This is a genomic window from Pararhizobium sp. P1_E7, from assembly GCF_056405855.1.
The window spans coordinates 162,802-176,516 of sequence record NZ_JBFUBH010000001.1 but is presented as its reverse complement, the minus strand read 5'-3'; the positions used below and the strand labels follow the sequence as shown (position 1 = coordinate 176,516).

The 13,715-nt window shown below is 61.4% G+C and carries 14 protein-coding genes; 2 read left to right on the top strand and 12 right to left on the bottom strand.

The genetic code is table 11. The features are described from left to right. Nucleotides 1-33: 33 nt before the first annotated feature. From AC1D17_RS00790 to speB, 11 genes are all read right to left on the bottom strand, one after another. Entirely contained in the window at nt 34-591 is a 558-nt protein-coding gene (locus AC1D17_RS00790; protein ID WP_477563533.1) for an NADPH-dependent FMN reductase, read from the bottom strand. A 98-nt stretch (nt 592-689) separates the two neighbouring features. Beyond that, complete coding sequence (locus tag AC1D17_RS00785; protein ID WP_477563532.1) at nt 690-1,643, bottom strand: ring-cleaving dioxygenase; 954 nt, start codon at nt 1,641-1,643, stop codon at nt 690-692. A 172-nt stretch (nt 1,644-1,815) separates the two neighbouring features. After that, on the bottom strand, nt 1,816-2,598 hold the full coding sequence (locus AC1D17_RS00780) for a carbon-nitrogen hydrolase family protein (protein ID WP_477563531.1): 783 nt from the start codon (nt 2,596-2,598) through the stop codon (nt 1,816-1,818). After that, the gene (locus AC1D17_RS00775) at nt 2,595-3,395 is read right to left on the bottom strand and encodes an ABC transporter permease (protein WP_477563530.1); all 801 of its coding nucleotides are present in this window, start codon (nt 3,393-3,395) and stop codon (nt 2,595-2,597) included. The genes AC1D17_RS00780 and AC1D17_RS00775 overlap by 4 nt, the downstream gene beginning before the upstream one ends. Continuing rightward, nucleotides 3,392-4,246, bottom strand: a complete 855-nt coding sequence (locus tag AC1D17_RS00770; protein ID WP_477563529.1) for an ABC transporter permease — start codon at nt 4,244-4,246, stop codon at nt 3,392-3,394. The genes AC1D17_RS00775 and AC1D17_RS00770 overlap by 4 nt, the downstream gene beginning before the upstream one ends. Next, nucleotides 4,243-5,280, bottom strand: a complete 1,038-nt coding sequence (locus AC1D17_RS00765; protein ID WP_477563528.1) for an ABC transporter ATP-binding protein — start codon at nt 5,278-5,280, stop codon at nt 4,243-4,245. The genes AC1D17_RS00770 and AC1D17_RS00765 overlap by 4 nt, the downstream gene beginning before the upstream one ends. A gap of 219 nt (nt 5,281-5,499) precedes the next feature. Beyond that, nucleotides 5,500-6,588, bottom strand: a complete 1,089-nt coding sequence (locus AC1D17_RS00760; RefSeq protein WP_477563527.1) for an ABC transporter substrate-binding protein — start codon at nt 6,586-6,588, stop codon at nt 5,500-5,502. 93 nt (nt 6,589-6,681) lie between these two features. Then, entirely contained in the window at nt 6,682-7,329 is a 648-nt protein-coding gene (locus AC1D17_RS00755) for an amino acid ABC transporter permease (RefSeq protein WP_477563526.1), read from the bottom strand. Further along, on the bottom strand, nt 7,326-7,994 hold the full coding sequence (locus AC1D17_RS00750; RefSeq protein WP_477563525.1) for an amino acid ABC transporter permease: 669 nt from the start codon (nt 7,992-7,994) through the stop codon (nt 7,326-7,328). Before AC1D17_RS00750 ends, AC1D17_RS00755 begins: the two co-directional genes overlap by 4 nt. Before the next feature lie 4 nt (nt 7,995-7,998). Further along, nucleotides 7,999-8,805, bottom strand: coding sequence for a transporter substrate-binding domain-containing protein (locus tag AC1D17_RS00745; RefSeq protein WP_477563524.1), 807 nt, complete (start codon nt 8,803-8,805; stop codon nt 7,999-8,001). 123 nt (nt 8,806-8,928) lie between these two features. After that, nucleotides 8,929-9,990, bottom strand: a complete 1,062-nt coding sequence (gene speB, locus AC1D17_RS00740; RefSeq protein ID WP_477563523.1) for an agmatinase — start codon at nt 9,988-9,990, stop codon at nt 8,929-8,931. Nucleotides 9,991-10,246: 256 nt separating this feature from the next. On the opposite strand from speB, the gene AC1D17_RS00735 reads away from it, so the two are divergent. Then, nucleotides 10,247-11,293, top strand: coding sequence for a LysR substrate-binding domain-containing protein (locus tag AC1D17_RS00735; RefSeq protein WP_477563522.1), 1,047 nt, complete (start codon nt 10,247-10,249; stop codon nt 11,291-11,293). Between the two features lie 34 nt (nt 11,294-11,327). Further along, nucleotides 11,328-12,506, top strand: a complete 1,179-nt coding sequence (locus AC1D17_RS00730) for an aminotransferase (protein WP_477563521.1) — start codon at nt 11,328-11,330, stop codon at nt 12,504-12,506. A gap of 10 nt (nt 12,507-12,516) precedes the next feature. Here the strand turns inward: AC1D17_RS00730 and AC1D17_RS00725 are convergent, their stop codons facing one another. After that, nucleotides 12,517-13,422, bottom strand: coding sequence for a DMT family transporter (locus AC1D17_RS00725; RefSeq protein ID WP_477563520.1), 906 nt, complete (start codon nt 13,420-13,422; stop codon nt 12,517-12,519). Nucleotides 13,423-13,715 lie beyond the last annotated feature (293 nt).

The following is a 13,715-nucleotide window of genomic DNA, read 5'->3' as shown; positions in this document are numbered from 1 at the left end:
CGACGCGCGGCGCTGTAATGTCCCCGCCAGACCCTACGCCGATTTTCCAGCCACATAGTTTGCGAAGGCCTCGACGAAGCTCTTCAGCCTTGCCTTGGCCTCTTCGTCGATCAGATGCCCATCCTTGTCGAACAGCGATGCCGCTTTCGGCAGCATCAGCCGCTTGCCGGACCAGAGGTCGGCGCCAAGCGTGCGCAGCACGGACAGCCAGGCATTCTGGCTGAGCAAGGTTCCGAAAGGCCCCGGCGAGGTGCCGGCAATGGCAAAGGCACGTCCGGCAAAGACGTTCGGCGCGCCGGTCATCGACGAGCTCACCCAGTCGATGGCGTTCTTGAAAACGCCCGGTATCGAATTGTTGTATTCCGGCGTAAACAGGATGACGCCATCGGCAGCGGCGATCTGGTCCTTCAGCAGCTGCACGGCCTCCGGCACGCCTTCCCGCTCGACATCGGCGTTGTAGAGCGGAATGCCCTCGATGGTGCCCGAAGTGAACGTCACGCCCTCAGGCGCAAGCCCAATGGCTGTTCTCAGAAGCGCGGTGTTGAACGACGCCTTGCGCAGGCTTCCGGAAATGCCGATCAGTTTTGTCATTCGCAAGAATCCCTTTTGCTTTGCTGGAAGCATGCTGCGAAATACGGAAAAGTACAGACAAAAAGCCGGGAGTTGTGCTCCCGGCTTGGTTTCAACGGCTAGACCAGCGGCTTCAGCCGTGCCTCGATCTGGACGCGCTTGTGCTCCAGGAACGGTGGCAGCGACAGTCCTTCGCCGAGCGTTTCCATCGGCTCGTCCACAGCAAAGCCGGGACCGTCGGTGGCGATCTCGAACAGGATGCCGTTCGGTTCGCGGAAGTAGAGCGAGCGGAAATAGAACCGCTCGACCTCGCCGCTCGACGGCAGGCGGAAACCCTCCAGCCGTTCGGTCCAAGCGTGCAGCGCGGCTTCGTCCGGGGCGCGGAACGCGACGTGATGGACGGCGCCTGCACCTTGCCGGGCAGCCGGCAGGCCGGGCTGAACAGCAACATGCAGTTCGGCGGCCGGGCCGCCTTCGCCCATCGAAAACACATGCACCTCGCCATTGTCATCCGGCGACGGATACTGGCGCTGCTTCGTCATGTTCATCACCTGCTCCAGAACCAGTTGCGTATTGGTGATATCCGGAACGCTCATGGTGATCGGGCCAAGTCCCTTGATCTGATGCTCGGCGGGCACCGGGCTGCGATCCCAGGGATGCGACGGTGCAAGCCCGCCATCGTCGATCAGCCGGAAACGCTGGCCCTCGCCATCCTCGAAATCAAGCGACAGACGGCCGTCGATCTCGATCACGTCGCCGGACGTGATGTTCAGTTCGCCGAACCGGGCCTTCCACCATTCGATGCTTTCCGGGTTGCCGACGCGAAGGCCGGTGCGCGAAACGCTGTGGGTGCCACGGGTCTCCCGGTTCACCGGCCAGTCGAAAAAGGTCAGGTCGGTGCCCGGCGTTGCCTCGCCGTCGGCGTAGAACAGGTGATAGGCGGTGGTATCGTCCTGGTTGACGGTCTTCTTGACCAGCCGCATGCCGAGAATCTGCGTATAGAAACGCAGGTTTTCCCTGGCATTCGCAGTGATCGCCGTCAGATGATGAATTCCTGTCAGTTGCAAGCTCATGGCTGCCTCCATTCGTGAACATGACGCGAATATCGGGCGTAGCGGCCGTTTAATAAAGAGGCCCGACGCGGACAGAATGTTCACTGCATGTGAACAATGATTCAAGCCCTGCCACTTGAAATGGGCTTTAGAAATGGTTTTCCAAGTCCAGCCAAAACCAGGCGCCACCGGATCAGGCGCGGCGTGTCAGATCGGTCAGATAGGTATTTTCGGTTTTCGAGACCTGGAAATCGGCAGGATCAAGCGACACGATCATCAGCGCCTCACCATGGGACGCAGCGCTTGCCAGAAGGCTGCCGTCCGGAGCCGCCACGCGCGACGATCCGGCGAAGGTGAAGCGCTCGTCGGCACCGCAATGATTGATGTAGGCGACGAAGACCTGGTTCTCGAAGGCCCGTGTCCGGATCATGTGATCGGCGATGAACGTGCCGGAATAGCCGGCCGGCAACGCCGTCGGAACCAGCACGGCATCGGCGCCCGCCAAAGCCAGCCGCCGGACGTTTTCCGGAAACTCGACGTCGTAGCAGATCAGCATGCCGCATCTGACGCCGCGATGGTCAAACAGCAGGGTGCTCGGCTCGGCGGCGGCAAACAACGTCCGCTCGTAATCGCCGTAGAGGTTGGACTTGCGGTAAACGACAGGGGCAGCAGGGCCATCGACATAAACCGCGCTGTTAAAAATGGCTTCGTCGGCCTTTTCGGCGAAACCGGCGATGATCGCGATACCAGTCTTTGAAGAAATCGCCTGCAGCCGCGTCACCAGCGGACCATCTGCCGGCTCCGCCAGATCGCGGATGACATCGCCGGCGCCGTAGCCGGTAAGCCCAAGCTCAGGCGTGATAAGCAGGCTTGCGCCCGTGGTTGCCGCCTCCTTCGCCGCCTGCTCGATGCGTGCAAGATTGGCGGCGACGTCACCGCTTTTCGATTTCATCTGCAAGGCGGCGAGCGTGATCATGTATCGTCCGATGACATGGCGCCGAGCAGTTTCGGCAGATCGCCGAACCGCGCGACAAGGGAGAAGATGATGGCCGCCGTTACCACGAACAGGATCGTCACGGAAGCCATCGTCGGCGTGTAGCCGTAGCGCAACGCGTTGAAGATCTTGATCGGCAGCGTTTCCATGGTGAAGCCGACGGTCATGTAGGCAACGATATACTCGTTGAGCGACAGCACGAAGGCAAAGGCATACCCCGAGACGATATAGGGCAGGATCAGCGGCAGGACGACGGTGCGGAAGATCGTCTTGTCATCGGCGCCCATCGTTGCGGCAGCCTCGACCAGCGAACGGTCGATCGCGGTGAAGCCGAGCGACAGGGTGACGAGCGGCAGCGTCACGAAGAAGATCGCGTGGCTGACGACGGCGGTCCAGGGCTGGCCATAAAAACCCGTGGTTGCCCAGAAGGTGAGCATACCGAGCGCGGTAATGACCGGCGGCAGCGTGAACGGCGCGATGCCGAGGAGCTGGAAAATGTTCGCCCAGGGCGCAATCCGCCGCCACAGGAACCAGGCAAGCGGCAGCGCGATCGCCACCGCCAATGCCGCCGACAGGATCGCCAGCGTCAGCGAGGCAAACAGCGCATTACGCCATTCCGGATTGAGGAAGATTTCGCCGTACCAGGACAGCGAAAACCCCTTTGGCGGAAAGGCGAGTGTCTGCTTTTCATTCACCGAAACGCCGGCAACGACGATCATCGGCAGAGCCAGAAACAGGCCAATCAGGAAGAAATAGGCTTTGCTCAGCGCCCCGGTCATGCGGCTTCTCCCTTGCGTCCGGCAAGAACGGTCAAGGCCACAAGGCCAAGCGTTACCAGGACCAGGAATACCGCCATCGCCGCTGCAAACGGCATGTTCGACTGGTAGATCGCCTGATCAGTAATCAGCACCGACAGTGTCCAGTGTTGCGGCCGGCCGAGAAGCTGGGGCAGCAGGTAGGAGCCGAGTGCGAAGATGAACACCATGATCAGCGTCGCGGTGATGGTATTGCGCAGGGCCGGAATGACGACGGTGAAGAACGCCTTGACCGGCGACGCGCCAAGCGTCCGGGCCGCTTCCGTCAGCGTCGGGTCAAGCCGCACCAGCGCCGGGTAGAGCACCAGCACCGTATACGGAAAGGCCTGATAGACCATGCCGGTGAGCACCGCTCCAAAACTCGGCAAAAGGGCCTTCGCCTCGCTCATGATGCCGGCCATGACCAGTAGATTGGTAATCCCCGCCGTGCGCGAAAACAGCGTCGACCAGGCAAAACCGATGATGACTTCCGACAGCGACAGAACCGAGAGAAGCGCCACCAGCCAGAATATCTGCACTTTTCGCGCCATGCGGGTCAGAAGATAGGTGAAGGGAACGGCAAGCACGACACAGCAGATCGCCACCGTCACCGCCAGCATCAGCGAGAAGCCGAGCACATTGGCGAAAAACAGGCTGAGGAAACGCTGGTAATTGGCCAGTTTGAAGGCCGGCACATAAAAGCCGCCCTGCTGGCGCTGGAAGAACGAGACGGCAATCATCGTCGCAAAGGGTACGACGAAGAAGACGATGAGCATCATCGCCGGGAAGAACAGCGGACCGTAGTCGCTCAGTTTTTGCGGGGCTTCGCGTCTCATTTGGCGAGCACCACGCAGACATCGGGGAGCAGGACGACGCCGACCGGCTGGCCGACTGTGACTTCGGGCCGGGCACGCGGTGTCGAGACCGCGACGATCTGACGGCCGGCGATATCGACGAAGGTTTCAATCGTACCGCCGAGATCGCGCACGAATGTCACGGTACCGGACAGCGCGCCATCGGCGGGCGCCGTCAGGTGCACGTCTTCCGGCCGGATCGACAATGTCGCCTTGCTTGTGTTGGCTCCAAGAGACACGCCGGATACCGGCTGGCCGAGCACGGACACGCGACCCGTGCTGTCGGCTTCGGCCTCGAGAAGATTGGTCGAACCGATGAAATCGGCAACGAACGTATCGGCCGGACGGCGATAGATCTCGATCGGCGATGCGGCCTGGCGGATTTCGCCACCCTTCATCACCACGACCGTATCGGCCATGGTCATCGCCTCACGCTGGTCATGCGTCACGACAATGGTGGTGATGCCAAGCTTCTGCTGCAGCTGGCGCAGTTCCACCTGCATCGCCTCGCGCAGCTTTGCGTCGAGCGCCGACAACGGCTCGTCGAGCAGGAAAAGCTTCGGCGAGATCGACAGCGCACGGGCAATCGCCACGCGCTGGCGCTGCCCACCGGACAGCTTCGAGACCGGCCGGTCGGCATAGCCGGTGAGATGGATCATCGACAGAAGTTCATCGACCCGCTTCTTTTGGTCTTCCTTCGGCACGCCGCGAATGCGCAAGGGGTAGGCAATGTTCTCGCCGACGGTCAGATGCGGAAACAGCGCCAGCGACTGGAACACCATGCCGAGATCGCGCTTGTGGGTCGGAACATTCGTGATGTCCTCGCCATCCAGCCGGATCGCGCCGCCGGTCGGCAAATCAAGGCCGGCGATCATCCTGAGCAGCGTGGTCTTGCCGCAACCGGATGGTCCGAGCATGCAGACGAACGTGCCATGCGGCACCGTCAGCTCGACATTGTTGACCGCGGTGAAAGTCCCGAATTCCTTCGTAACATTGTTGAGGGCCAGGCCTGACATGAGTTTCCTTTATTGTTTCTCAAAAAGCCGACTGAGTGTGGAGTTTACCCCCCTCTGTCACTTCGTGACATCTCCCCCACAAGGGGGGAGATCATTCTTTTCCCTTGTTACCATCGAGTAAGGGAAGCACTGAGCAAGCGGTCAATCTCCCCCCTTGTGGAGGAGATGTCGGCGTCGCCGACAGAGGGGGGTATCCTCGCTCCGTCAGGCCGGAAACCGTTACCCGACGATCAGTTCGGTCCATTTCTGGTTCAGCCAATCCGACTTCGTCTGGTAGAGATCGTAGCGCGGAATGATCGGCTCGATGTCGGACGATACGGCGGCGAATTCCGCATCCGTCAGGTCGGTCAGTTCGCGCTTGACTGTCGGCGAGGTGCCGACCTTGCGCGACAGCAGCGCCTGGATCGACGGCTGGCTCATATAGTCGATGAACACATGGGCTTCCTCGACCTTGGCCGAAGCGCGCGACAGCGCCCAGCAGCCGCTGTCCTGAATGCCGCCTTCCTTCGGGAATGTCGAGCGGACGGGGTTGCCGTCGGCTGCAGCAAGGCCGGTGACGTCGTGGTAATACTGGCCCATCGGGATTTCGCCCGACTTCAGCGCCTGTTCGAACTGGGCTTCGTCGCGATACCAGAGGCGAACATTCGGCTTGACTTCGGCAAGCTTGTCGAAGGCCTTCTGGATGCCCTCTTCCGTGTCGAGCGCATTGGTGCCGCCAAAAAAGGTCTTTGCCGTCACTTCGAGCAGGAAGGAATTGGAAACCAGCGCCAGGAGGCCGAGCTTGTCGACGTTTGCCGGATCCCAGAACGCCTGCCAGGAGGTCGGAGCTTCCTTGTAGACGTCGGTGTTGGTGACCAGCGTGATGTACCAGGAAACGGCGCCGACGCCGGCAACGCGGCCGTCCGGATACTTGTTGACGAAGCGATCGATCAGGTTGGCGCCGTTCGGGATCTTCGCCATGTCGAGCGGCGCCCAGAGATCGGTCGCCTGTCCCTTCAGCATCGCCACCTGCGACATCATCGAGACATCGGCCGGCGCCTGGCCTGCCTTGGCCGCCTGATCGAGCTGCACCAGCCAGGCTTCGCCCGTCGGCTCGGCAATCGCTTCGATAGCGATACCCGTCGCCTTGGTGAAGTCCGGGAAGATGTTCTTGTCGAACGAATCCTTGAAGTAACCGCCGTAGACGCCGACTTTCAGCGACTTGTCCTGCGCACGCAGGATCGAGGGCATGGCCAGCATCGATGCGCCGGCAAGACCGGCACCCAGCACGGCGCGGCGGCTGATCGTCTGTTTGAGAAATTCAGTCATCATTGTTCTCCTGTTTTGCCGGTGCCGATTTTTCAGCTTCCGGGTTGTTCCCAATTTTTATCGCGGACTGCAAGCCTGGAATGACATTTTCGGTCAATGTTTTAGAGCGCGAAGCTCCAGCATCTTTGCGTATCGCGTCAGCGGAAAACACAGTGCAAAATAGATCAGCGCAACGAAGCCATAGACCTTGAACGGTTCAAAGGTTGCATTGTTGATTGCATTCGAAGTCCTGACCAGTTCCTCAAATCCGATGATCGAAGTCAAGGCGGTGCTCTTGATGAGCTGCACCAGAAAACCGACCGTCGGCGCCCGCGTCATCGCAAAGGCCTGCGGCAGGATGATCAGCCGCAATTGCTTCAGGTAATGCAGGCCGAGACTGCTGCCTGCATCCCACTGCCCCAAGGGTACGGCCTGCACGCCGCCGCGCCAGATTTCCGCCAGAAAAGCACTCGCACAAAGCGTAAGCCCGAGCACGGCTGCCGTCCAGGGTTCGATGCGCAGCCCGAGCAGAGGCAGGCCGAAGAACAGCAGGAACAGCTGCATCAGAAGCGGCGTGCCCTGAAACAGGCCGATGTAGTATTCGGCAAACCGCTGTACCGGGCGCCGTTTGGAAATGCGCATGAACAGGATGACCAGGCCGACGATGGTGCCGCCGACAAAGGCGACCGCTGACAGCAGGATCGTCCAGCGCGCAGCCAGAAGCAGGTTGCGGATGATGTCCCAAAGGGTGAATTCGATCACGACACGCCTCCGGACAGAAAACGGTTGCCGCCGGCAACAAGCAGGCGGCGCAGGCCGATGCTCATGGCGAGGTAGACGAGGGTGACGATGAAGTAGGTCTCGAAGGCGCGGAATGTACGGGCCTGCAGCATGTCGGCCTCATAGGTCAGCTCGCGCACGGCGATCTGCGAAACGACGGCGGATTCCAGCATCATGATGACGATCTGGCTGGTCAGCGCCGGATAGATCACCTTCAGCGCCTGCGGCAGCACGATCTTGATGAAGACCAGGCGAGGCCGCAGACCGAGAGCAAGCGCTGCCTCCCTTTGCCCCTTCGGCACCGCATCGAGACCGGCGCCGACGATCTCCGTCGTATAGGCCGTCATGTTCAAGGTCATCGCCAGGATTGCAGCGACCACCGGATCGAGCCGGATGCCGAGGCTGGGCAGCCCGAAGAAGATGAAGAACAGCTGCACCAGAAACGGCGTGTTGCGGATCAGCTCGACATAGCCGGCAACCGCGTTGCGCAGGAAAGCATGGCGGCTGCGCCGCGCTGCCGCGCCCAGGACGCTGAGCACGATGCCGGCGACAGCCGACACCGCGATCAGCAAGATCGTCATGGCTGCGCCGCTTGCGATCAGAGTGATCGCGTCGTCCAGCCAGCCGAAATCGAGCACATAGCCCAAAGGATCAATCCTTCAGGTTTTCGGGATTGAGCGGAACCTTCAGCCACGCTTCCGAACTTGCGTTCAGCTTGCCGTCGGCCAGCATCTTGGCAACAGCATCGTTGATCGCCGTCTTCAACCGGTCTTCACCCTTGTTGAGCGCCAAATGGGACGGCGAGGTCAGAAGCTGGAATTTCTGCTCCGGCTTCAAGGCTTCCTGGCGGGCGAGAACCTGGGCACCAACATCGTTGCCGACGACCATCAGCTCGGTCTGGCCGGAGATGAAGGCCTGGATCACCGAGTTGTAGTTGTCGAAACGCTTGATGTCGGCATCCTTGGGGGCGGCTTCCGTCAGCGACGTGTCTTCCAGCGTGCCGCGGTTGACGGCGATGCTCTTGCCGGCAAGGTCTTCCTTGCCCTTCACGTCCATGGCGGCCGGGCCGATCACGGCGATGTAATAAGGCGCGTAAGCCGCGGCAAAATCGATGACCTCGGCGCGCTCCTTGCTGTAGCCGACGCTGACCAGCACATCGACACGCTTTTCGGTGAGGTATGGAATACGGTTCTGGCCGGTAACCGGCACCGGAACCAGCTTCACCTTCAGGCTGTCGGCAATGTACTGCGCGACGTCGATGTCATACCCCTTGAGGCTCATGTCGGCGCTGGCCGAGGAGAAGGGCGGGAAATCGGCAAAGACGCCGACGTTGAGCACGCCAGCCTTGGTGATATCGTCTATGGCATCGGCGTGAGCCACGGATGCGAAACCGAGAACGGCGCCGCTGAGCATCAGGGCGGCGGTGAAGGCGGATTTCAGGTTTGAAAGATTGGTCATTTTATTCCCCTTTGTGATTTTTGTTTGCGATAGGCACGGCTGAGTATGTGGCTTTTGCCCCTCACCCCAACCCTCTTCCCGTAAACGGGGAGGCCGGACGAGGGGCCGCTGGTAGGAATAAAGTTAGCCCCGCGTGCCGTTGACGAACGGGCTGAACACCATGAGGCTGAGGATTTCGAACAGGACCTGCGAGCCGACATGCGCCGTGTTGGTGGTCGAATCGTACTGTGGTGCGACCTCGACGACATCGCCGCCGACCAGGTTCAGGCCCTTCAAGCCGCGGATCAGTTCCAGCACTTCGCGGGTGGTGAGACCGCCGATTTCCGGCGTGCCTGTACCCGGCGCAAAGCTCGGATCGACGCTGTCAATGTCGAAGGACAAGTAGGTCGGACCATCGCCAACGATCTTCCTGGCCTTCTCGATGATGGCGGGAATGCCCATGCCGGTCACTTCCTCGGCGTGGATGACGGTCATGCCGGACTCGTAGGAGAATTCCCACAGATATTCCGAGGAGCCGCGAATGCCGATCTGGACCGTGCGGGTCGGATCGAGCACGCCGTCGAGCACCGCATTGCGGAACGGGCCGCCATGATGGAACTTGGTGAGATCGTAGGCACCGCCGGTATCGCAATGGGCGTCGATATGGATCATGCCGACCGGGCGCTTCTTGCCGACCGCTTTCAGGATCGGATGGCTGATCGAATGGTCGCCGCCGACCGAGAGCGGCACCACGCCGGCATCGACGATCTGGTTGATGCGCTTTTCGATATCGTCATGGCTGAGTTCCAGCCGGTAGCGGCTCTGGAACGGCACGTCGCCGATATCGGCCACGCGCAGGTCGTGCACCGGAGCGCAGCCGAGCACATGGTTATAGGGACCGATACGCTCGATGGTGCGCATGGCGCGCGGCCCGAAACGCGAGCCCGGACGGTTGGTGACGCCGAGATCCATCGGCACGCCGACGATGGCGACCTGCAGGTTGCCGAAATCCGGTTCGTTGGCATCAACAGGCATATGCGGCGCCATCAGGAACGTCGGAACGCCGGAGTAAGGCGCAAGACGCGTGCCGCTCTTGGAGAAGATCTTGTCGGCGACCTTGCGGAAGGTCGGGTCGAACATCTCGCCGCCATGGGCTTCGCCGTACTTTGCCTTCAGTTCGTTGAGCTTGCTGTTATCCCACGCCATGTCGACTGGACCTCATGTTGGGCCTGGAAAGACGTGCGATTTTGGGCGGTTGTGGAGCATCAGATGAAGGTGCGCTCTGCCGCCAAAGCCAAGATGCCGCCCTGTTTGCCAGAGGCGATCTCGGTTGCATGTTCCCCAGGCTTTTGCCTTTGTTGCTCACATTAGGAGACAATTTGATTGGAAAATCAATTGACATTGTTATAGCGTTTGGTGTGAGAAATTCTCACATCATTCTTCACCTCCCGGAGCCGCCTTCTTGTCGAGCCGCCTGCCCCCGTTGAACCCCTTGCGTGCCTTCGAGGCGACAGCCCGGCGTGGCTCGGTTTCGGCCGCGGCACGCGAGCTCAACGTCACGCACGGGGCGATCAGCCATCAGATAAGAGCGCTGGAACTCTCGTTCAACGCGACACTGTTCGAGCGTGGCGGCAAGCGGTTGAAACTGACGTCGCAGGGGGCTCTGCTTCTTCCCGCCGTCACCCACGCCTTCGAGGGTATTGCTGCCGCCACCGCCGCGATGACCCGGCCGACCACTAGCGGTGAGCTGCGCATCGTCTGTGTGCCAGCCCTTCTGTCCTTCTGGATGATCCCGCGCCTGCACCAGTTCACCGAACAGTTTCCAGACGTGCAGCTGACGCTGATCGCCTCCAACGATGCGGCCAACCTGTTTTCCGGCGATGTCGATGTCTGCCTGCTCTATGGCGACGGAAACTGGCCGGATTGCTGGGCACGGCTGTGGAGCCGGCTGGAACTGTTTCCGGTCGTCAGCCCCACCCTCCTCAACATGCGGCCACTGCGTTCGCTGCGCGACCTGCGCGATCATGTCATCCTGCACGGCGACGACGGGCGCGAATGGAACACCTGGCTTGCCGCCGCCGACGGCATCGGCATCCAGCGCGGCCGCCAGCATTTCATGAGCGACGCCAGGCTTTCGACGGAGGCTGCCCTGCACAACCAGGGCGTGGCGCTCGGCGATACGATCACGGCCGGTAGCCTGATTGCCAAGGGCGAATTGATCGCGCCCTTCGATCTCACCGTGCCGGCCAACGACGCCTTCTACGTCGCCTGCCGCAACGAGATCCGCGCCGCCCCCATCGTCAAGGTCTTCATCGACTGGCTGTTTTCTGCTCTTGAAAACGACCCCATGCCGGAGCTACAGACCTCGGCACGCACCATCATCCGCGCCCGCACCCAAAAAGCCGGCACCCCGGAACGCTTACCCGCCAAGGACAGCTTTCAACCCGTATCCTCCCCCGCTCGCACCAGGCGTCCGCAGCCGGCGCCGAAACGCAGAGCCAAATCTTAAGCACAGCCAAGCCGCAAAACTACAGGACAATCCGATGCCGCATTTCAATCCGCTGATCGCCAAGCTCTCGCCGCCGCCAGTGCCTTCCGTCCTCGCCTGGGCCAAGGCCTATGACGGGTCGCGCGGACCGCTGATCGATCTCAGCCAAGCCGTGCCCGGCTATCCGGCCCATCCGGACATGCTGAAGTGGCTGGGCGAAGCGGCGTCCTCTCCCGCCTTCACCGGCTATGGCGCGATCGAAGGCGAAGAGGTTTTGCGCAGTGCCTATGCCGCCCATGTTTCCGGCCTCTACAATGCCCCGGTCGGCGCTGAAAACATCCACGTCACCTCCGGCTGCAACCAGGCCTTCATCTGTACGGCCATGGCGATTGCGGGTACCGGCGATACGGTCCTGATGACCAACCCCTTCTATTTCAACCAGGAAACGACGCTGGCCATGCTCGGCATCGGCATCGAACTGGTGCCTTGCGACGCGAGCGACGGCTTTCTGCCCGATATCGACGCCATCGCCTCAGCACTCAAGCCTGGCGTCCGCGCCTTGGCGCTGGTTACGCCTAACAACCCGACCGGCTCTGTCTATCCGCCGGCGCTGCTGCGCCGTATCTACGATCTTTGCCGCGCCAACGGCACATGGCTGATCCTCGACGAAACCTATCGCGACTTCCTTCCCGAAGGCAGCGGAGCGCCGCACGATCTTCTGTCTATCGAAGGGTGGCAGGACAGTCTCATCTGCCTCTACAGCTTCTCCAAATCCTTCTGCATTCCCGGCCATCGGCTTGGTGCCATCACGGCGGGGCCCGCCGTCGTCGAGCAGGTCGCCAAGATCATGGACAATCTGCAGATTTGCGCACCGCGCTCGGCGCAGGCGGCCGTTGCCAGGGCCATCCCGGCACTTGGCGAATGGAGAGCCGGCAACCGCGCCGAGATCGCGGCCCGGGCTGAAGCACTGAAGCAGGTGATGAGCAGGCTGAAGGGCTGGAAACTGCAGGCGGTCGGCGCCTATTTCGCCTATATCCGTCACCCCTATCCGGATATCCGCTCGGAATTCGTCGCGGAAAAGCTGGCAAAGATCGCCGGTATCGTCTGCCTACCCGGCGATTATTTCGGCGAGGGGCAGGAAGGCTACCTGCGCTTTGCATTTGCCAACGCCGACGCGCCGACGATCCTGAAGCTCGAGGAACGGCTTTCGGGCTTCACTCTGCCGGGCATCTGACCAAAGAGGTTCAGCCGCGGCGGGCGATCAGGATGCCGGCAAGCACGATCGCCCCACCGATTGCCTGCATCAGCCCGACGGGTTCGCTGAGCAGCAGCCAGGCGAGGATCGCCGCCACGACCGGCTGCAACAGCAGCGTCAGCGACGAAAACGCCGGCGGCAGGAAGGCGAGCGCATAGATGATCAGCCCCTGCCCGCCGGCATGGCTGATGAAGGCAAGCCCGAACAGTATGGCCCAGCCGAACAGCGCCGTCGGCATGAAGCTCGCCTCGAAGAAAAAGGCGAGCGGGAAGATACAGACGGCGGCCGAGCCCGTACTCCAGATCATAATGCGGTTGGTGGAAAAACGGCTGCGTAGCCGGCCGATCGACAGGATGTACCCGGCATAAAATACCGCCGCCAGCGCCGCAGTCGCATCGCCCGCCAGTTGACCGTCGCCGAGCGCCATCGGCCCGCCCTTGAGGATCACCACCCCTGCCAGCGCCGTCGCCAGACCTGCGATGAACACGCCGCTGACACGGGCGCGAAACAGAAGCCATGAGCCGAGCGTCACGAAGATCGGCGCCAGATTGGCCAGCAGCGTTGCGTTGGCAACCGAGGTCATGTGCAGCGCCAGATGCCAGGCGGCGAGATCGACGGCAAGAAACACACCGGGAACGACAAGCAGGCCGTAATCCGCCAAACCGGCTGGCCGCTGATCGGTGACGGTGTTCGCCGTTGCCCTCGACCAGGCCAGCAACGGCAGAAGCGCCAGCGTCACCCGCCAGAACGCCGTCGCCATCGGCCCGACTTCCGACAAGCGCACAAAGATGGGAGAGCCGCCGATTGCCGCGCCACCGATCAGCAGTGCTATGAGCGCAAGCCGGTTTGCGGATGATGAGGCCAATGAGGATGAGGGGAGCGCGGTCTCTGACACGAATGCTGTCCAATACAAACGGGCACAGCACTTTCGGTGCCAGGCGATATGCACCGACGGTACCAGAACGATTCGCGGGGAAACAGCAACTTCCGTGCATGGAATGATTAGAAACTGTGAACTTAGGCCGGCAAACGCGGCCGTTCGATGCCCTCAGCCATAGCCGCGCCGAGCGTTTGTCGTCTCGTTCAAGAGACGCCACTCCGATGCGATCTGGTCGAGCGTTTCTTAGGCGAAATCAACGGTTAAGAGGCTGAGCAACCCGTTGTGAGAAAGCCCGTTGAATTTTCTTG